The organism is Athalassotoga saccharophila (genome assembly GCF_009936215.1).
Taxonomy (GTDB): domain Bacteria; phylum Thermotogota; class Thermotogae; order Mesoaciditogales; family Mesoaciditogaceae; genus Athalassotoga; species Athalassotoga saccharophila.
Genome location: NZ_AP019551.1, coordinates 58,749 through 79,874, shown reverse-complemented (window position 1 = coordinate 79,874; position 21,126 = coordinate 58,749). Strand labels below are relative to the sequence as shown.

At 42.3% G+C, this 21,126-nt stretch carries 13 protein-coding genes; 10 read left to right on the top strand and 3 right to left on the bottom strand.

The window, feature by feature from the left end; genetic code table 11:
• Position 1 precedes the first annotated feature (1 nt).
• The 6 genes from rplQ to pulA all read left to right on the top strand — a co-directional run bounded on the left by rplQ (position 2) and on the right by pulA (position 13,562).
• The gene (rplQ, locus tag ATHSA_RS00350; protein ID WP_161847214.1) at positions 2-361 is read left to right on the top strand and encodes a 50S ribosomal protein L17; all 360 of its coding nucleotides are present in this window, start codon (positions 2-4) and stop codon (positions 359-361) included.
• Between the two features lie 31 nt (positions 362-392).
• On the top strand, positions 393-662 hold the full coding sequence (locus tag ATHSA_RS00345) for a hypothetical protein (RefSeq protein WP_161847213.1): 270 nt from the start codon (positions 393-395) through the stop codon (positions 660-662).
• 14 nt (positions 663-676) lie between these two features.
• Positions 677-1,333 (top strand): fructose-6-phosphate aldolase, encoded by a 657-nt coding sequence (gene fsa / locus ATHSA_RS00340; protein WP_161847212.1) that lies wholly within the window; start codon positions 677-679, stop codon positions 1,331-1,333.
• On the top strand, positions 1,330-2,652 hold the full coding sequence (gene rho / locus ATHSA_RS00335; protein ID WP_161847211.1) for a transcription termination factor Rho: 1,323 nt from the start codon (positions 1,330-1,332) through the stop codon (positions 2,650-2,652). The genes fsa and rho overlap by 4 nt, the downstream gene beginning before the upstream one ends.
• Positions 2,653-2,817: 165 nt before the next feature.
• Entirely contained in the window at positions 2,818-6,828 is a 4,011-nt protein-coding gene (locus ATHSA_RS00330) for a hypothetical protein (protein ID WP_161847210.1), read from the top strand.
• Positions 6,829-6,935: 107 nt separating this feature from the next.
• Positions 6,936-13,562 carry a type I pullulanase gene (gene pulA, locus ATHSA_RS00325; protein ID WP_161847209.1) on the top strand — a complete coding sequence of 2,209 codons (6,627 nt, stop codon included), beginning with the start codon at positions 6,936-6,938 and terminating at the stop codon, positions 13,560-13,562.
• Between the two features lie 50 nt (positions 13,563-13,612).
• Here pulA and ATHSA_RS00320 read toward each other — a convergent pair whose 3' ends face one another.
• On the bottom strand, positions 13,613-14,518 hold the full coding sequence (locus ATHSA_RS00320; protein WP_161847208.1) for an RpnC/YadD family protein: 906 nt from the start codon (positions 14,516-14,518) through the stop codon (positions 13,613-13,615).
• Between the two features lie 203 nt (positions 14,519-14,721).
• Between ATHSA_RS00320 and ATHSA_RS00315 the strand changes: the two genes are divergently transcribed.
• The 4 genes from ATHSA_RS00315 (at position 14,722) to ATHSA_RS00300 (ending at position 18,668) form a co-directional block, all read left to right on the top strand.
• Positions 14,722-15,783, top strand: a complete 1,062-nt coding sequence (locus tag ATHSA_RS00315; RefSeq protein WP_161847207.1) for an AAA family ATPase — start codon at positions 14,722-14,724, stop codon at positions 15,781-15,783.
• A 127-nt stretch (positions 15,784-15,910) separates the two neighbouring features.
• Positions 15,911-16,993 carry a Gfo/Idh/MocA family protein gene (locus ATHSA_RS00310; protein ID WP_161847206.1) on the top strand — a complete coding sequence of 361 codons (1,083 nt, stop codon included), beginning with the start codon at positions 15,911-15,913 and terminating at the stop codon, positions 16,991-16,993.
• 11 nt (positions 16,994-17,004) lie between these two features.
• Positions 17,005-17,742 carry a sugar phosphate isomerase/epimerase family protein gene (locus ATHSA_RS00305; RefSeq protein ID WP_161847205.1) on the top strand — a complete coding sequence of 246 codons (738 nt, stop codon included), beginning with the start codon at positions 17,005-17,007 and terminating at the stop codon, positions 17,740-17,742.
• Positions 17,743-17,756: 14 nt separating this feature from the next.
• Positions 17,757-18,668, top strand: a complete 912-nt coding sequence (locus tag ATHSA_RS00300) for a sugar phosphate isomerase/epimerase family protein (protein WP_161847204.1) — start codon at positions 17,757-17,759, stop codon at positions 18,666-18,668.
• Positions 18,669-18,703: 35 nt separating this feature from the next.
• On the opposite strand, the gene ATHSA_RS00295 is transcribed toward ATHSA_RS00300, so the two are convergent.
• A complete protein-coding gene (locus tag ATHSA_RS00295) occupies positions 18,704-19,708 on the bottom strand; it encodes a cytochrome d ubiquinol oxidase subunit II (protein ID WP_161847203.1) in 1,005 nt (334 codons plus the stop codon).
• On the bottom strand, positions 19,701-21,074 hold the full coding sequence (locus ATHSA_RS00290; RefSeq protein WP_197739174.1) for a cytochrome ubiquinol oxidase subunit I: 1,374 nt from the start codon (positions 21,072-21,074) through the stop codon (positions 19,701-19,703). The genes ATHSA_RS00295 and ATHSA_RS00290 overlap by 8 nt, the downstream gene beginning before the upstream one ends.
• Between the last annotated feature and the right edge of the window lie 52 nt (positions 21,075-21,126).

Genomic DNA, 21,126 nt, shown 5'->3' with positions numbered 1-21,126 from the left:
TATGAGACATAGAGTTAAATTGCATGCACTTTCGAGGCCAAGCGATGAAAGAAAGGCTTTAATGCGCAGTCTTGTCCGTGAATTGTTCATTCATGGAACGATAGTTACGACCACGCAAAAGGCAAAGGCTGCTTCCGAATTCGCTGAAAGGATAATAACCCGCGCAATGGCCAAAGACCTTTCTGCCAGAAGATATGTGAATGCATTTCTTAACGATGAAAAATTGACAAACAAAGTCGTTGACGAAATAGCGCCAAAATTTACCGGCAGGAAAGGCGGATATACCCGCATAATAAAGATGAAAAAAAGAAATGGTGACAACGCAGAATTGGCCATCTTTCAACTTGTAAAAGAAGAATGATAAGACTACCCTGTAGGGTAGTCTTTTTACGATGATGTGGCAAACTATAACTTTCTTCATTGTTGTTAACGTTATTTCTTCATTCATGACTTGGTCGAAGACCAGAGAAATGTCTTTAAAAGTTAGCAAATTCAACCAAATACTCTACACTTTCTTCGGAGGGGCTTTTGGTATTCTCCTTTTTTCTTTCATCACAAAGCAGAAAAATTACAAACCGATCTTTCTAACTCTTATCATACTTGAAAATATTGGAATTTACATATTGCTTTACGAACTTGCGATTCACGTTGCAAACCGATAAAAGAGGTGATTTGAATGAAAATATTCATCGACACTGCCAATATCGAAGAGATAAAAACGGCAGCATCGTGGGGAATTTTGGATGGCGTTACCACAAATCCAACGCTTGTCTCCAAGGAAGGGAAGATAGACTTTAAAACGAGAATAGCCGAAATATGCAGCATAGTAAAAGGGCCAGTCAGTGCCGAGGTAGTCTCGACGGATTACGATGGGATGGTAAGAGAGGCAAAAGACCTTTCAAAAATCGCCGACAACGTTACCATAAAGATCCCGATGACGGAAGACGGAATAAAGGCCGTCAGAACTCTCTCACAGATAGGGATAAAAACGAATGTTACGCTCGTATTCAGCGCAAATCAGGCATTACTCGCGGCAAAAGCGGGAGCAACCTTTGTAAGTCCGTTCATAGGAAGGTTGGATGATATAGGCAACAATGGAATGAATGTCTTAAGCGACATATTGAACATCTATTCGATATACGGATTCGAAACAGAGGTTATAGCCGCGAGCATAAGAAGCCCGGAACACGTAAGAATTGCCGCTTTGATGGGTGCTCACATAGCGACAATTCCATTCGAAATAATAAAACAGATGTTTAAACACACCCTTACAGACGTCGGATTAGAAAGATTTTTGAAAGACTGGAAAAAGTATCAGGAAAATTTGAAATGAAAGGAAAGGAGACCTTCGTGGCTGAAGAAGAACAGGCCAGTAAAAAGATCCTGGAAGATTTAGACATAAAAAAGTTGCAGGAGTTAAGAATAAAAGAACTTTACGAAATAGCAAGAAACCTTGGAATCCAAAGGGTAGCGCAGTACAGAAAAGACGATCTCATCTCCGAAATCCTCAAAATACAGGCAGAATCTAAAGGATACAAATTCAAAGAAGGCGTCCTCAAAATTCAAGAGGGGGGATACGGCCTTTTAAGGGTTGACAGTTACCTTCCAAGCCCGAATGATATATACGTCTCGCCATCACAGATAAAAAAATTTGGGCTTTTAGACGGAGATACTGTATCTGGCCAGACGAGGCCGCCAAAAGAAGGAGAAAAGTACTTTGCGCTTTTGAAGATAGAGGCCATAAATTACAAAGACATCTCCCTTTCCAACGAAAGGGTGAATTTCGAAGATCTGACGGCGCTCTATCCTAATGAAAGGTTTATATTAGAGACCGAACCTCAGTATTTAGATACCCGCCTTATAGATATCTTCGCTCCCATAGGTAAAGGTCAAAGAGGGCTCATAGTCTCTCCTCCAAAGGCAGGAAAGACGACCATTCTCAAGCACATAGCCAATGGAATCGCCGCGAATCATCCGAATACGAAAAGAATGGTGCTTTTAATAGACGAGCGTCCCGAAGAGGTAACGGACATGCAAAGATCTGTCGATGCCGAAGTTATAGCGGCCCCATTTGACATGCCATCGGAAAAACAAATAGAAATAGCCGAACTTGCGCTCGAAAAGGCAAAAAGACTTGTAGAATACAAATACGATGTCGTAATACTCCTCGACAGCATAACAAGACTTGCTCGGGCTTACAACCTTTACCTTCCGCCTTCGGGTAAACTCCTCTCGGGTGGTGTCGACGCATCGGCGCTTTACAAGCCAAAACATTTCTTCGGCGCCGCGAGAAACATAGAAGAGGGAGGAAGCCTTACGATAATAGCAACCGCGCTTGTTGAAACGGGATCCAAGATGGACGATGTCATATTCGAAGAGTTCAAAGGCACAGGAAACATGGAACTTGTCCTGTCAAGGCAACTTGCGAATAAAAGGATCTTCCCCGCAATCGATCTTAACCTTTCTGGAACAAGAAAAGAAGAATTGCTCTTCGACGAAAAAACGCTCAAAAATGTCTGGCTTTTGAGAAGGTTCATAAGTTCGATGAATCCCGAAGAGGCAATAACCCTTATGATCTCGAAGTTAAAGGAGACAAAAAGTAACGAGGACTTTTTTGCGCTGCTCAAAAACGAGAAAGACGCTGTGAAATAACTTGACATTCTTGACTTTGAATAGTATAATTTTCAATAATCGATCCTCTGTCTCGCCCGCAGGGGGGAGTGAGTTTTTGAAAGTATAAAATCTTTGTAAAGGAGGTGTTTCCTGGTGCTCAAGGAGTAACCAGGATTGCCCATGAGTAAAAAGGGGAAACTGGGTTTGCTCTTAATGTCGGTGGTGGTCGTGGCACTTGTGCTGTCGAGTTGTTTCTTACCACAGCCTAAAGTGCCTCCTACAGTAACTCCTTCACCGGCACAAATAACCGCATATTCGGGGTTACCATTTACCTTCACAGTGAATGCCCAGAGTAGCAGCGGTATCTCACAAATAGTCGCTACATTCTTGGCGAGTACTACCATCAAAACCTCAAGTCCTGCAACCTTCACATTTACGGCGCCAGTTGTTACTCAAGCGGCCCAATATTTCATTAACGTTAAAGTCTACGATAACAGTTCCTCCCATCTGATGACCGAAATAAATGTTCCGGTGAATGTTTATCCAGTGACTACCGGTACCGTAACTTACGCGGTTCAGTTGAACAACGCCAATGGAATTTATCTTTATCCAGTTGGCCCTGCAGAGAATGGCGCGGTTATATTCACGATAAATGTCTTCAAAGGCAATAGTCTCTTAAAAGGCGTTAACGTCTACGTCGATGGCCAGCCAATACCCGCCACTCCAACGAGTGCTCCGGTAACTCTTGCAAAGGCAAGCGTTGGAAGTACGCTTCTTGTGATTGAAAAGAGTTACGTTGCCAATTATTACATAACGGCAAGCCATGCCGGACCTCATACCTATTACGTGGTCTTCTACGGAAATGGCAACACGCCGGTGGCAACATCAACGACCGGGTACTTCTACATAACATATCCTGGCGCACAAAAGGTAACATTAAGCAGCGCCACACCGCTTTATAATACGAAGTATATAAACGGTGTCAGCGGTAATGTGTCCTTCACGGCAAATGCGACAGATTACACATCGCAATACGAAGGCTTCTTGATAAATGGCACGCCATTCGCGACATTTGTAAACGTTGCGACGGCAGTCAAGGTGCTTAACGCGTCCTATCCGATCACCGTGCCAGTTAGCGCTCTTACATCTGCCGGATCGACAACCTTCATGTTCAAAGATGTCTCGATAGGCGGAAATACGGTCGTCGCCTCTCAGACCTACGTTGTCGTAAAATCTGCACCTGTTTTGAGAGCATCTTACAAAGGAATTCCATCGAGCGGAAATACTCTCTACGTTGGAATAAATCCGACAACATTCCAGGTTTACGCCGCCGATCCATACTGGATGACCTCTGCGGCAACGCTTGGGACACAACCATTCTCGTTGACAAAGAATGGAACGGCGACAGTTGATGTCTCGGGTCTCACAAACAACGCCACAGAAGCCTTCACGGCAAAGGTTACAAACTACGCAAATCTTTCTACATCTCTTAAATTGACCGTTGTCCGTGTAACAGTGGCACCATCCATTAAATATGCCAAATTGTATGGACTTTCGACATACAACGGAGTGCCATATTCGACATCCGGTACGATAACGGTTGTTGCAAGTGTGACAAGCCAATATCTCAATAGTGTCACGCTCAATCTCCAGACCGATAGCGCAACGCCGGCGATGTATGCTCTTACAAAGAGTTCAACTGGCTTGTGGACCGGAACAATCAACGCTGGACTTTTGCTGCCCGGAACTTACAAATCATGGATAAGCGCCCAGGACCTTGCTCTCAACGTTGCAACGGCATTGACATCTCCTGCGACAGTTAACGTTTATATGCCAAATCAAAATGTATTCACGACAAAATTGACAACAACGCCTGCCGCATCGGTCAATGGATATTACAAGGCCGCAACATTGACGGCAAATATCAATCCTAACTGGGTATACGCGATAAAGACAGTTATACTTTACAGAACTGGTGTTGCTTCTACAACCAAGCCCGGCACACCTGGACTTGCCTCTTATGCATTTACGATAAATGCTTCTGGTACATACAAGATAGTCACAATCGATAACGTCAACCAGAGGGCAACAGGAGTATCTTACCTTGTCAACATAGACAGTTCAATTCCAACAGTGCAGGTTGCCAGTGCCACTGCTAATACACCAACCGTGACGATAAATGCCACGGCAATTGATAAGTATTCCGGAATTGCAAACCTCACATTACTTTACCAGACGCTTGGTGGAACTGGCGCTGACAATGGTCCATGGGTTACGATAGGCTCAACATCGACAAACAACGCGACAAAGGTTACATACACATTCACGTGGAAGAACCTTAACACCCTTCCCGATGGAAAGTACAACATAAAACTCCTCGCCACAACGGGAGTTGGGAACTCTGCATCCAGAACATCTTACGTGATCAACAACAATGCGGGCGCACCGAAAGTTTCGTGGACACCATCTGCAACGCTTGTATTCACGAATAAAGCAACTTACGCTGTCAGTTTCACAGTCCAGAATGAATCTGACATAACGGCAACGATGACTTACAGATTTTTAAAGAGTTCAGGCAATAGCAGTGCCACATCAAGATTTGTCTCTTTGAGTTATACGGCCTATCCTCTTACTGAGGCCACGACGCTTAAATTCAGTCCATCTGGGACCTACACTTACAAAGCAACTGTAACTGATATGGCGGGTAAAGTTGCCACAACAACCACCATGTTCATATATGATAGCACAGCACCTACCGCAACGTTAACTGCGGCTACCGGAACGATCAACAGTTACGGTAAGGTTGTCGCGGCCGCTGGAACGCCTGTAACATTTACGGTTAAGGCAACTGATAACCTTAGTGGAATCAAATCAGTCGTTGTCAATGGCCAGCCAGCAACGTTAAAACAATTAAAGACTACAGGCTCTTATGGAGTAACGCTTGCGGCGACCTACACGTTAACACTTAACGCGCCTACATATACTGCCAACGCGACATGGACAGTCACCGCGACGGTAACAGATAACGCCGGGAATGTCACTACAAAAACGCTTCAGGTCTGGATAGACGCGGCCAAACCGGTTATAAGCGTAAGTTTCTACAATCCAGGGTCATCCGGTAATAAAGGTTATCTAACACCGCTCAACGGTTATGTCTATTCAAGCGCTTCTCCGACAGTAGTTGCAACTGTGTACGGATATGAACTAACCGTGAAAGCAACATATTATGCCAATACAAACAGTGGAACTAAATTAAGTCCGCATCCAGTATCAGCATCAATTCCTGCGTCTTATGTATCGTTTACGGCAACGCATACAAACACCTTGTACAAATTAAGTGTTATTGCAACAGATAATCTTAACAAACTCTACAATTCCAACACAACATCCGCAACAGTTGTGATTGGAAACCTATCTCCAACAGTTCAGGCCACACTGCAAACAAGATCTTCGACTATACCTTACATGCTCAATGGCAAAAATATGGATCACTACATTAACCTCGCATCCTCTAACACAACCTACAATGCAACGATAATAGTAAAAGATCCTAATATCATCCCAATCCAGAGCGCCGCATTCTACATAAATGGAACACCGTACCCATTCATATCCAATGGCCAATTTGTAACGCAACCGGGACTTAACGTTGTAAGCAAGACATTGGTAAATGGCGGAATAACGGCTGCCACATTAACTGTGAACCTTAATCAGACTCCGTATGTTTCACAGACCGGTCTATACTATCTTACAGTTAAGGCAACTGATTACGCTTTGAATACTGGCAGTACAACTTCACCAGGAACAGCATTCTACTACGATGTGACAAAGCCTGTATTACAACCCAACAAGACGCTTTACAAGTCTGGAAATTACTATTACTTCGACCTTGGCTTCAGCGAGCAGATGGCAACTCTTACCAATAAGAGTGTTGCCGCAAGTATAGTGACATTCCAGTTGTCCAACGGCCTTACCTATACATCTAATCCGGCATCTCAGATATTTGTGCCTGTAACATCTGATCATACCGGACTGCTCCATATCTGGGGCTTGAAGACAACATCTGGAGCGACAACTAATGTTCTCCCGCTCGCGGGTAACACTGTAACAATAACCGTCGGTGCATCTTACGTTAGCGCCGGTGGCAACCCTGTTGCAGGTCCTGTGACGGTAACCTTTACAAATGTTTCTGCTCCAAAGCCAGTCAATCCATAAATAAACATGCCAAATGCAAATCCAGCACCTTCGGGTGCTGGATTTTTTGTATAATATGATTAACATAAGTGATACCCTTAATGATGACTGGAAGAGGAGGGATTGTCATGAGGTCAAAATATTTGATGTTTTTTATAGGCGTAATTTTTGTCGCGTTAATTCTTTCGGGATGCTTTCTTTTGCCAAAGCCATCTGCAGTTGCACCGCAACTTTTGTCTCCGGCAAATGGATCGACGAATGTTTCGACAAGTGTAAATCTTGTATGGAAGGGCTCAAAGTCAACGTACGAGATCTTTTTTGGAAGCAAAAACCTTCAGTATCTTGCCACAACCAGTTCTACATCTTACACGGTAAGTGGTCTTAATTATTCGACGACCTACTACTGGAAGGTTGCAAATGTTGTGAATGGTCAGGCCGCGACAAGCGCCGTGTGGTCTTTTACAACCATGGCATATCCAAAGCCCGCGACTCCTGTTTTGAACGTTACTTCTGTCTCGACCAATTCTGTCTCTTTATCATGGCAGACAGCCTACGCATCGGCAATATTTTTGTATGGATCGACATCCACAAATTTCAGCCAGTACGCAATTCTTTCAGGTTTATCTGCCTCTTACACGGTAAAGAATTTAGCCCCATCCACAACTTATAAGTTTTTCATCGTTGCAACCAACGCATCAGGACGTGCCACGTCTAACACGGTAAACGTAACAACACTTTCTTACACACCACCGGTAGTACCAGTTCTTCCCGTTATAAAAAGTTTCGGTGTAACTTCTGTTTCGACGAACACGGTAACTTTAGAATTCCAGACCCAAAATGCCTCGGTGATATACATTTACAATCCGCCATCTAAATTGTTGCTTGCTACCGCAAGCGGAAATGCAACCTCTTATACGGCAGTTGGCCTTAAACCTTCAACTGCTTACAGTTATTTCATAGTCGCGATAAATCCATCAGGACGTGCCACGTCTAACACGGTAACGGCAACGACATCTCTCTATATTCCACCGCAAAGTACTTTTTCCGTCTACATAACGGATAAGCCAGTCTCTCCATCTCTAATTCAGCACCTTTACGTTAATATCTCGGACATATCGATACACCTTTCGAATGCCTCGACATCTACGTGGTACACATCGCCATCGAGTGGAACGTACGATCTGACGACTCTTGCCGGCACTTCAATCAAAATTGCCAACTTTTCTGTGCCATCTACATACACGATCACGCAGGTCAGATTTAACATAACATCGGCGACGATTGTGATAAATGGCATCTCTTATCCGCTTATAATTCCTTCGCAGACGATGAAGATAAATATTCAGGCCATAAATGCCTTTGAATCAAATGGCACCTACCTCGACTTTGACCTTTCAAATTCAGTTGAACAAACAGGACAGGGATACATATTCAACCCCGTCATCCATCCAATCAACGAAAATGTCCGGGCATCAGTTACTGGAGTGGTCTTGAGTAACTCGACTCCTGTTGTAATGGCATCTGTTTCTCTGACGAATTCCTCAACAACAGTTGCCAAGACCTACACAAAGCCTAACGGCGTCTTTACAATAGCAGCAGTTTCAGTCGGAAATTACACGCTCACAGTCAATGCCTCGGGCCTTAGCACGTATTCAACATCTGTCTCGCTTTCAAAAGGCATGAACAACATCGGGACGATAAATCTTTCTCCACTCTTACCTTCTACGCCGATATTAACTCTTTCGTCTGTGAATACTTACTCGGTTAATTTGAAATGGAGTGAGAATGTTCCGGTTTCCGTATTTAAAATATGGCGCACAACAAACCCAATGCAGGCTTATCTGCTTATCGCAACTGTGAATGGCACTCAGAACACTTACACTGATATAGTCGAGCCGGGACACACGTATTACTACATGGTAAGCGCGGTGAATTCGTCAGGCGAAAAGTTTTCAGGTACTTCTTCTATCTTTGTGGGACAGAATTATTTCACAACGCCAACATCTAATGCTTTTGTCACAGTTTATACGTATCCCGGAAATCAACCCAATCAGTCAATTCAATCCGTAAAAAATAGATCACTCATAGATACCGTGAAAGCCGTTAAACCATTGAGTGTTTCAAGCCAGCCAATTCCTGTGAATGAGATTTTACAGTATCAAATTTCTCAGAATTATTACAATCTAAACCTTTCTTACGCTTTTGGAGGATATCCGAACTCAACGCTAACGCTTTCTTTTATAAATCAAAATGGTGCGATATACCTTCAGAACTTTGCTCCAAATCCAGTTCTTGTTCTCGATAGCGTTTACGGAAATTATCCAACCTCTGTCGCGACGAATGCCATTGTGCTTTTGAGTTCGGGAGCAACTGCCATATCTTACAATTACTCAAGAAGTTCAACATACATACCTTCTGCAACAATCGGCGGAAATAACTACAAAAATGTCTTACTTGTTACGCTTTCTGGAGGAGGATACACGGTAAATCTTTATTTTGCTCAAGGGTATGGACTTGTGAGTTTTTCGATGAACCAGAATAATCCTCTGTTCCAGTTTACCATATTGTCTACAAACACGACGATTACCCCTGTTTATCCGTCTGCTCCATCAATACAATATCCATCTAATAATTTAACAGTGCCGTCAACATTCACCCTCAACTTTTCTTCATCTGCCGGGACATATACGATATATATAAATCAAGTTCCCGTAGTCGCAACAACTTTAACAAATGTAAAGATAGGGCCTCTTACAAACGGGACTTACAACCTTGCCGTAAAATCCACAAACGCATACAAACTCGAATCGCTTAGTCCCACGATAAACTTTTATGTTTCCGGTGGATGGGTTGCAACTCCAACCTACGTTATAGGTACCTTTACAAACTGGGCAACGAATTCAAATTATCAAATGACTTACAATCCTCTCACTCGCACTTACACACTTTCGACGACAATTCCTTCCTCTCCTTCGGTCTACGGTGTCAATGAGTATATGATAGCCCAGTCATATATGGGAAAGATCATAAAATACGGCTACCAGCCAATTCCCGTAAGCAGCGGAAATGTTACCTTTTACTTTAATCCTTCGATGGTTAAGCCATTTACATCTTTGGGAATAGGAGACAGTTCAAAGGCAAATCAACAATGGTATTTCGCAGGAGACATGAGCAACTGGAACTTTGTCCAGATGACGGGAAACAACGGAATCTTTACCGCAACTCTGACAACTTCTACAATACTGGGACCGGGCACCTACAAGTTCAAAATAACTCCACAATCGGCATTCAGCATCTCTCCAGCGAATCTTTTGCCCTATTACTTTAATGGCTCATACAGCGCGTATTTCCTCTCAGATGGTACATTGTCTCTTGCGACGCCTTCAAATACATTCGTAGTCCAGTTCAACACGATAAATTCACAGGTAAAAATAACATCTGCCACTCCAACTTTATGTTATGTTGTGGGAGATTTTAACGGATGGCAGGAAAATCCCGCTTATAAAATGTCTTACAGTGCAACCTCGGGTCTTTATTATCTGACGACAACCTTGCCGTCTACCGGCGGATATAAAATACTTTACAATAATAACTTGTATGGTGGAAGTAATATCCCGGTTAATTCTAAGAATGTCACATTCTATTTCAATCCTACAAATAATGGCGGGAACTCTTCGGCTTTTGGAATAGGAGACACGTCGAAGGAATCTATGACGTGGTATTTTAGCGGTCAGATAAATACTTGGTCTGCATCTCCAATGGAATATATAGGAAACGGAACATTCGTAGCAACTTTCACAGGCAACTTCATACCCAATGTTACAAATCTACAGTATAAGATCAAGAATGTAACTGGTTGGCCTAACAACTATCCTTACTATTTTGATGGTAGTAACTGGTATGCAAATGGAGGGAATGGCACATTAAATCTAACAACACCGGCATCTGTCATTGCCGTGTATTTCAACGTTCTCAACAGTTCTGTCAGTGTAGTGCCTGTAAGCGGTGCGAATATAGGATATTACGTTGAAGGGAGTTTTAATAACTGGAGTCCTCAGCCATCCTACAAAATGACACAGACATCTACAGGCCTTTATTATCTCACAACGACACTTCCATCTTCTGGTGTATATAAGGTTGTCTACGTTGGAGGTCAGCAACCTATCTACTATGGCGGTAATGGCTCCAACAACGATTACGGAAATATTCCTGTAAAATCAGGTCCGGTTACATTCTATTTCAATCCATCGATTGCGAGCACAAATTCTGCCATCGGTGTTGGAGACACGTCAAAAGAATCGATGAGATGGTACTTCGCGTCGGACATAAACAACTGGAATCCAGCGACGATGACCTATATCGGTAACGGTACATATGCCGCGACCATTACAAGACCATCGACAAATGATTTTGCGGGAGGGTATGGATACAAAATTCTTCCAATAAACACGTGGACTCCTCCTTCAACATACGTTCAATATTACTTTAATGGATCTTACGGAGCGCTTATTTATCAAGCAAATAATAATATTCCTAACGGCACAATACTTGTGCCTCAGGCAACGACCGTTGTGGTATATTTCAACGTCCTCAAAAGTCAGGTAAGCGTTACAGGTGTAAATATTCCATCTACAAATCAGGTTATAATCGCATTCCTTGATTCTTTAAGTCAAATAAATGCAACCCTCAACGCAACCGTTAACACGTCTAATCTTTCTCAATTTTCATTCAGCGTAAATGGTCAAAGTGTACCGATTTCATCTGTCTTGAATGCGAACACCGGACAGTCCGGGATTACAAATTACATAACGATAAATCTTTCGATGCCTCTAACTCCTTCTGCCGTTGCGAGTCCTATGATTTTGTCAATAAATGGATTTGCTCCAGCGACAGTTTACGCAAGGTATGCGCTAAATGATCCGGCATTTTATTACACGGGTCAGTTAGGCGCGATATACACTCCTTACCAAACTACCTTCAGGGTATGGTCGCCGGTATCGGACCATGTAAATCTTTTGCTTTATTCGAACTACAACAGCACGGTTCCATACGCAACCTATCCAATGTCAAGAAATTCTCAGGGAGTTTGGTCTGTAAGTGTTGCGGGTAATCTTAATGGCATATATTACGCTTATCAATATCACAGATACGGTCAGTGGGTCACGGCCCCGGATATTTACTCGTATGCCGCAAATGCCAACAACACACTTTCAGAGGTTGTTGATCTGTCCCAGACAAATCCAAATGGATGGTCTTCAGACGTTGCTCCATTTCCTGCCGACATGACAGACGCGATGATTTACGAGGTCCATGTTCAGGACTTCACCGATAATCCAAATTCAGGTGTCCTTCCACAGTATCAGGGAACATATCTTGGTTTTACCCAAAGAGGAACGACTTACAACGGACTTCCTACGGGGCTTGATCATCTCGCATGGCTTGGAGTGAACTACGTTCAACTTCTTCCGATAGAAGATTACGAGGATCCTCAAAATCCAGGATATAATTGGGGATATGTTCCGTACCTTTACATGGTTCCAGAGGCAAAATATTCAACGACACCGAATAATCCCATAAATACAATAGAAGAAGTTAAACAAATGATAATGGCTCTTCATTCTGTTGGTATAGGAGTTGTACTTGACATCTCATTCAGCCACACATCCTACGTTACAACGCCCTACACTGCGGCTGTGCCTTACTACTATTACAATTATAACGAATACGGTCAGATGACCAATTACTCAGGCGTTGGTAACGATCTGAAGACCGGCAATACAATGGTTGCAAAACTCATAATAGATACCTTAAAGTACTGGATGAATCAATATCACGTTTCAGGATTCAGATTCGATCAACTCTACCTTTACAATCCGGCCACGATCCAGCAGATAATAACTAATTTGACTGCAATAAATCCTGGTGTCTTACTTTATGGCGAGCCATGGCCCGCTTCCGGTGCGCAGTTCGTCTATGGAGATCAGCGCGGTATGCATATGGGAATGTTCAACGGTTATTTCAGGGATGCGATAACCGGGAGTGCTCCAGATTACTCATCTCAGGGCTTTATAGATGGGCAACCGTCACAAAACCAAAGTGAGATAATGGAAGGAATTGTTGGAAGTATTACGTACAACAACTTTAGCAATGATTTTGCATCCGAGCCCGATGAAACCATAAACTACGCAACCTCTCACGATAACTACACTTTGTGGGACAAAATAGTCGGCGCCCAGCCTTCATGGACAACGGCACAGGATATAGCGGCACAAAAATTGGGACTTGCCATTCCTTTACTTTCGGAGGGTGTTTTCTTTATGCAGGGTGGAGACGAATTCGCGCGCACTAAATATGGAAATGGAAATTCTTACAATGTCCAGTTCCCGAATGAATTCGACTGGTCGAGATTGACAACATTTGCAACTGTGGATAACTACGTTCAGGGATTGATTTCAATAAGAAGATCTCACCCGGCATTTACGATAGACTCAGCCCAAACTATAAGAGACAATCTTTCATTCCTTCCATTACCTTCTGGAGTTGTTGGATACACGATAAATGGATCTGCAGTTGGAGATTCGTGGTCTGAAATTCTTGTCTATTTCAATGGAAATACAACTTCTCAGCAGGTAACACTTCCGGCCGGCACATGGAACTTAGTCGTTAATCCGTACGTAGCATCACAGACGCCTGTTGGAACTCTTTCAGGAAGTATCACTCTCGAGCCTTTGAGTACATATGTGATGTATCAATGATCACAGCGCCCAATCGGGCGCTGTGTTTATGTGTTATCTCTGTTTCGATATTATAAAATTTTCTTCAGTTCTTCTAAATCTATATCGAATATGTGGGAAATTATGTAGTCCAGCACGGCTGGATCGGCATTTTGAATTTTGCCTTTCAACTCTTTTGTGTATTTGTCTTTGAACTTGGCTATAAGCAATTTGGCCGCGTAATCTTTCATTGCCTGAAGTTTTCCTTCTTCAATACCTTGTTGCAATCCTTGCTGGAGTCCTTGCTGGAGTCCTTGCTGGAGTCCTTGTTGAAGTCCTTGCTCTATTGCTTCTTTTCTTTCTTTTTCGAAAATATCAACGCTGTACATCTTGACCAGCCTCCTTTTTAATTCCTCTATAAAACTTCTTTCGTAAACCGTTGCGGTTATAACAAGCGTGGACGTTAGCAGATCGTTTCTCAGATTGACATCTACATTCATCTTTGCTTCTTCATCTATCAATTCTGTTATCAACTCTTTATTGCAATTTTTCATCAAAGGCATTAAAATCATTTCAATCATATTTCCAGACTTCATCTTTGCATGCTCTAAAATGACATTTGAATCCATCTGTGAAACTTTTATAAAACCAGGTTCGAATTTCACCATCTCATTTTGAATTATCTGTTTTGGCACATCCGATCTGCCAAGATATATGACGTATGTTTTCACTGGCACCTTAAACTGTCTGGTTAAAAGTGCATTGTAAACAAAGAATCTGTTGAGATCATCGGGCGTCATTTCCTGTTGAAATTCAACATGAACAATCTCTTTATCTACCTTCAGAACAAAGTCGGCGTGAAAATCAGATATTCTTACATCTTTTATTTCTTCAGAAAGATTTTCAACATCATTAATGTCATTTATGCCGATGAATTTTGCTATTTCATACGGAGAAATATGAGAAAAATATTTCAAAATCACATCTTTGTACGCCATAGATGCCCTTCTTCTTAATACTTCGCTTTATTATAACATTTTCAGTTTAAAATCAGTATTTTGTAAAGTCATGAAAATAAGAAGAAGTAAGTGTAAAAAAAGCCACGTGCCACCTGCTTATATTCGCACAATTTGTATATCGTAAAAAAAGATGTGTTATAATAACTTCGCATTATGCGATATCGCAAATTGCGAGGTGGAAGATGGAGAATCCATTTAAATTTGGTATGGTCGTTAGGGGATCGGATTTTTGTGATAGAGAAAAAGAAATGACCGATTTGATCCAGATTATCAACAGCGGAATGAGCGTAACTTTGATCTCTCCGAGAAGGTACGGAAAGACCTCTTTGATAATCAATCTTTTGGATCGTTTAGAGGGGTACAAAAAGGTCTACATCGATCTTATGTCTGTTGTTTCTTTGAACTCCTTTTTGGAGAAATATTCCACGGAGATACTCAATTCGGCCGGGGGATTGAAAAAATTCATCAACAAACTTAACAGGATGATAAAGATAAGCGGAAAGATAAGTCTTGACATTGGCAATTTGAAATTAGAAATAGATGTTGATCCAAATGCTGTCGATGATGTTGAAAAGATAATAGAACTTCCTTCAAAAATTGACGGGAAGTTCGTCATAGTCATAGACGAATTTCAGGAGGTAATGAACGTAACCGAAATAGATCTCATATCGATTTTGAGAAAAAAATTCCAGTTCTTTCAAAATACGGTCTTTATATTTTCAGGAAGTAAAAGCAGTATAATGCGCGAAATCTTTGCGAATCCGTCCAAGCCATTTTACAGATTCTCCCAGATTTATGAACTTCAGAATCTTGGAGAAGAATCGAAGAAATTCATAATGGATAAGTTCAGATCTTCTGGGGTGGAAATCGAAGATGAAACTTTCGAAAAAATATACGAAATCACAAAAGGCCATGCCTATTACCTTCAGGCTCTATCCTACCATCTCTGGTTTTTGGTAAGGGAGAAGAAAAAAGCAGAAGTGTCAGATGTTTACGGCGCTTTAAAGAAGGTTATCTTCGGCGAAAAGGCGGCCTTTGAAAGTTTGTGGGATGATCTGACTCCAAATCAAAAGAAGGTTTTAAAAATTTTATCCCGCGATCTTTCTCCTTATTCGGCCCGATTAAGTGCCGGTAGCGTCAACAGAGCCTTAGAAAGTTTGAAAAAGATCGATCTTGTTGACAAAAACGGTGAATTCAGGATAACAGATCCGATCTTCAAAGCATGGCTTAGATCTTACGAATGACTACCAGACGAAGTTAAAATTCCGAATAGTCGCACCGGCGGGTCATTTGGCACGTAGAGTAAAAACTCAAATTAAATCAAACTTCAAGTAGTATAATAAGAAGATATCTAATTTGGAGGGATGAAAATTGAAAAAGGAAAAGGTTAGAGTTGGAATAATAGGATGTGGAGGAATCGCAAATGGAAAACATCTTCCCGCGCTTTCGAAGATTAAAGAGGTTGAAATAGTTGGCTTTTGTGACATTATCGAAGAGAGGGCAGCGAAGGCCGCAAAGGAATACGGATCAAAGAATGCAAAGGTTTACAAAGATTACAAAGATTTGCTAAAGGATAAAAGTATAGACGTAGTCCATGTATGCACGCCAAACAAATCACATTCGGAGATCTCTATCGCGGCGATGGAGGCAGGAAAGCATGTGATGTGCGAAAAACCCATGGCCAAGAATGCGATCGACGCAGAAAAGATGGTCGAGGCCGCAAAGAGAACAGGAATGAAACTAACGATAGGTTATCAAAATAGATTCAGGCCCGATTCTTTGCATCTTAAGGAGATATGCGACAGAGGAGACCTTGGAAGGATATATTACGCAAAGGCTCACGCGATAAGAAGAAGGGCCGTTCCAACATGGGGCGTTTTCCTTAACGAGGAGGAACAAGGTGGAGGGCCTTTGATAGATATAGGAACGCACGCGCTCGATCTCACACTTTGGATGATGAACAATTACGAGCCAAAAAGCGTTGTTGGAACGACCTACCATGAACTTGCAAAAAAGAAGAATGCGGCCAACGCATGGGGACCATGGGATCCTAAAAAGTTTACGGTCGAAGATTCGGCATTTGGCTTCATAATAATGAAGGATGGATCGACCATAATTTTGGAATCAAGTTGGGCGCTTAACACCTTAGATGTGGGAGAGGCACAGACCGTTTTGTGTGGTACAGAAGGCGGCGCCGATATGCAAAATGGTCTAAGGATAAATGGAGAGGAGTTTGGGAGACTTTTCGTAAAAAATGTGGCAGTCGATCTTAAGGGAGTTGATTTTTACTCCGGAGAGAAACTGGAACCACAAGACGTCGAGGCGAGGCAATGGATAGAGGCTGTCATAAATGACAAAGATCCGCTTGTGAAGCCTCAGGAAGCCTTCGTCGTTACAAAGATCTTAGATGCGATATACGAGTCTGCGAGAACCGGAAAACAGGTAAATTTTTAGGAGGTGCGTGAATGATACCGGTAGCGCTTCAACTTTACACCCTGCGTGAATACGCATCTAAGGACTTTACAGGCACTCTCAGAAAGGTTGCAAAGATTGGCTATCAGGGAGTGGAATTTGCAGGTTATGGAAATATGAAGGCCGAGGATCTTAAATCCTTACTCGACGAATTGAACATGAAGGCGGCCGGAAGTCATGTCTCCATCGATACTCTTCGCGACGATCTCAAAGATGTTATAGATTACAATATAAAGATAGGAAATCATTTCATAGTTTGTCCATGGCAAAAGTATTCCGGAAAGGAAGATTTCATCTCCTTTGCGAAGGAACTTAACGGTATAGGAAAAGTGTGCAGGGAAAATGGACTTAGATTTTGTTATCACAACCATGCACACGAATTTGAAAGGTTCGATGGGACTTATGGCTTTGACCTGCTCATAGAAAATACCGATCCAGAATTCGTCTATTTCGAGGTAGACGTCTACTGGCTGAAATACGCCGGAGCCGATCCCATAACTTACATAAAAAAACTTGGAAGTAGAATGCCTTTGATTCACATAAAAGACATGGAGAGAGTCGGAAGGGATTTTGCCGAGGTCGGGACCGGTATAATGGATATTCACGGCATAGTGGCAGAGTCAAAGAGATCGAATGTTGAATGGCTTATAGTCGAGCAGGACAAGTGCAACAGGGATCCGTTCGAAAGTATCAAGATAAGTTTTGAAAATCTTAAAAAGATAAATTCATGAAGGAGTGGTAAAAGGTGAAATTAGGCTTTCTAACAGTTGCTCTCGGAAATTTAGGGCTTGATGAAACAGTTAAATGGGCATCAGATCAGGGATTTCAGGCGCTCGAGGTGGGAGCATGGCCAATTGACAACAAAAGAGATTATGCCTCCTCTACTCTCGATGTAAAGAATTTGGATGAGAAAAAGGCAAATGAATTCAAAGAACTTTTCAAAAAATACAGAATCGAGATATCTTCCCTTGCCTATTACGATAACAATTTAGACGCCGATTTGAATGTGAGAAATGCGCACATAGATCATCTAAAAAAAGTCATAGACGCCGCTAATTTGCTTGGGGTCAAATATGTAGGCACTTTTATAGGTAGAGATATAACAAAAGACGTAATCGGAAATATGAAGGAGATAGAGAAGGTCTTCCCTCCGATAATCGAGTATGCTAAAAGAAAAAAGGTCGAGATAATGATAGAAAATTGCCCGATGGTTGGATGGCAAAAAGAAGGAGTTCAAGGAAATTTATTCTATTCTCCCGCTTTGTGGAGAGAAATTTTCGAAATCTTGCCGGATCTCAAATTAAACCTTGATCCGTCACACCTTTACTGGTTAGATATAGACTACGTCGATGTCGTCAACGAATTTGCCGATAAAATAGTCCATACCCACGCAAAGGATACCCAGATTCTTCAGGATGGCCTCTACGATAACGGCATCTTTGGGCCTCTTTTTAAGAATGGAAAGGGATGGTGGAGGTACAGATTGCCAGGCCTTGGAGAAATAGACTGGAAATCATTCATCTCTGCGCTTTACGATAACGGTTATAATGGCGTGATAAGCATAGAGCACGAAGATCCGGTGTGGGAAGGAAGCGTAGAAAAGGTGAAAAAAGGTCTGATCTTAGGATACAGAAACCTCTCACCTTATATAATATAAATATAATGTAAAAAGGCGTACATCGTACGCCTTTTTTAATAATAAGATGCCCCTTTTTTGACCTTTCCTCTGAAATGCTTTTTTACGTAAAAGTTGTATGCGAGTATAACGGGTATAACCATCCCTATTCCGATAAGCATCGCTATTAAACTTTCATCCGGCGAAGCAACGTCGACTATTTTTATATTTGGAGGAACTATGTAAGGGAAGACCTCGAAGACGCCGGCGACAAACATATCGATTACGAGTAATGAAACCCACATGTATAGTCCCTTTTCGTGTTTCTTTGTAAAAGCATTGAGGATTATCATTAATATTATGAATGCGGCAAGAATGTAAAGGATGGCGAGAATGTATTCGTCGGGACTCGAAAACCACATCTTCATTTCGGGAAGGTTTAAGAAGTGAAGCAAGATTAGGCCCGTAACGGTAAGAAGCGTCGAGAGTATGGCCGAAATTATAACCCTTGTGTAATTTGCCCTTTGGATTTCTCCTTCCGTTTTTGATACCGTGTACGAAGCCCCTAACATCATGTATCCAAAAAGGAAACCAAAGGAGAGTATGAATGAAAATGGCGTCAGAAAGTCCCACGGGCTTCCCGCGAATCCATGTGGCCCTATCTTTATCCCTCCGAATAGCCCTCCCACGGCAAAGCCCTGACCAAAGATCGCCGCGAGACTTCCAAGGCCGAAGAGAACATCCCAAAGTCTTTTATTCTTGGCATGATCTCTGAACTCTATGGCCACGGCCCTGAAGATAAGACCAAAGATTAAAATCATTATCGGGATGTAGAGAGCATTCGCACCGATTGCGTAAACTGCCGGAAATGCGCCAAAAAGAATCCCTCCGGCCATTACAAGCCACGTTTCATTTGCGTCCCAGAATGGGCCTATTATGGCTAAACTTGTTGAGATGTGATCTTCATTTTTGTCAAAGAGTGCCCACACGCCTATGCCAAGATCCATGCCATCCAAGATCACGTACATGAAAAGTTCAAATGCGAGGATGAAAAACCAGAGATCTGCGAGAAATTCATGCATTTTCTTTCGCCTCTTTCATAGGAAGCGGGCTTTTGAGATCTGGGCCTGCTTTTATTATCTTACGTACAAACACGATAAAGAGGACAAAAAGCAAAACGTACGTTGCTATAAAGGCTGTCAATGTGACCATTACCTGTGCTGTCGTGAGATTTGAGACGCCTTCGGAAGTTCTCATTATTCCGTATATTATCCACGGCTGCCTTCCGACCTCACGGGTTATCCATCCAAGTTCTGTCGCTATAAAGCCAAGGGGAAAGCCCCAGTACCATATTTTCCAGAACCATTTATGTTTTGACGTGTTCTCGTACTTTAAATATCCCTTTACCCAGTACCACAAAGCCCATAGCATCATGAAGACCATTATAAATCCTATGAGAACCATCAATCTAAAAGAGTAAAATGGCAGAATTATGGGTCCTCTATCCTCGGGTGGAAAATCTTTGAGACCTTTGACCTGAGCCGTGAATGATCCGGTATCGAGAAAACTCATAAGACCGGGTATAGGCATGTTTATGACAAATGAATTCGTCTCTTTCGATCTGTCGGGTATGGCAATAAGATGCCATGTGGCGCCCGTACCGGCAGGATTTGTATTCCAATGTGATTCCATCGCCGCAAGAGTGGCCGGCTGGTAATCTCCAACGGCCTTTCCCGAGAGATCTCCGAGGTAGACCTGAAGCGGGGTGGCAAAAATCGCGATTATAACGGATATTTTGAATATTTTGAGAAAGAATTCGGTGTTTTGATTTTTCAATATGTAGTAAGCGCTTATTCCCGCTACAAAAAATATAGTTGTTTCTATGCAGGCAATCCACATGTGCCAGAACGAGATCGTGGCAAATGGATTCAAAATTGCCTGAAGGTAATTTATCGATGCGACGGATCCGTTGACGATTTTAACACCGGTTGGTGTTTGCATCCACGAATTCGCGTCCATTATCCACCAAGCAGAAAGTGACGCTCCAAATGCCACCATTATAGTCGATACGAGATGTGCCCTGTTAGATATTCTGCCCCATCCAAAAATGAAGAGGGCCAGGAAAGCGGCCTCGAGTGCAAAGGCCATTGAACCTTCAAATCCAAGTATATTCCCAAAAAAGCCTCCGACAACTTGAGAAAATCCTGCCCAATTTGTGCCGAATTCGAATTCAAGCACCAGCCCGCTCGCAACTCCTATGCCGAAGGTTAGAAGGAAGATCTTCGACCAGAACCTTTCATGTCTGTAGTAGACCTCATTCTTCGTCTTAAGCCAGAGAATCTCGAGAATGACCATCATAAAACTCAATCCTATGCTCAAAAGAGGCCAGAGCATGTGGAAGGCTGTAGTTACTGCAAACTGAAGTCTCGACAAGAATAGAGGATCCACAAAAATCCCTCCTTTTTTGGTATAATTTATTGATATTCATTTTCATTTTTAA

Excerpts from the sequence above, each read along its gene's own strand:
- pulA (WP_161847209.1), top strand. The coding sequence starts at position 6,936 with ATGAGGTCAAAATATTTGATGTTTTTTATAGGCGTAATTTTTGTCGCG.
- rho (WP_161847211.1), top strand. The coding sequence starts at position 1,330 with ATGAAAGGAAAGGAGACCTTCGTGGCTGAAGAAGAACAGGCCAGTAAA.
- ATHSA_RS00345 (WP_161847213.1), top strand. The coding sequence starts at position 393 with ATGATGTGGCAAACTATAACTTTCTTCATTGTTGTTAACGTTATTTCT.
- ATHSA_RS00320 (WP_161847208.1), bottom strand. The coding sequence starts at position 14,518 with ATGGCGTACAAAGATGTGATTTTGAAATATTTTTCTCATATTTCTCCG.
- rplQ (WP_161847214.1), top strand. The coding sequence starts at position 2 with ATGAGACATAGAGTTAAATTGCATGCACTTTCGAGGCCAAGCGATGAA.
- ATHSA_RS00295 (WP_161847203.1), bottom strand. The coding sequence starts at position 19,708 with ATGCATGAATTTCTCGCAGATCTCTGGTTTTTCATCCTCGCATTTGAA.
- fsa (WP_161847212.1), top strand. The coding sequence starts at position 677 with ATGAAAATATTCATCGACACTGCCAATATCGAAGAGATAAAAACGGCA.
- ATHSA_RS00315 (WP_161847207.1), top strand. The coding sequence starts at position 14,722 with ATGGAGAATCCATTTAAATTTGGTATGGTCGTTAGGGGATCGGATTTT.
- ATHSA_RS00305 (WP_161847205.1), top strand. The coding sequence starts at position 17,005 with ATGATACCGGTAGCGCTTCAACTTTACACCCTGCGTGAATACGCATCT.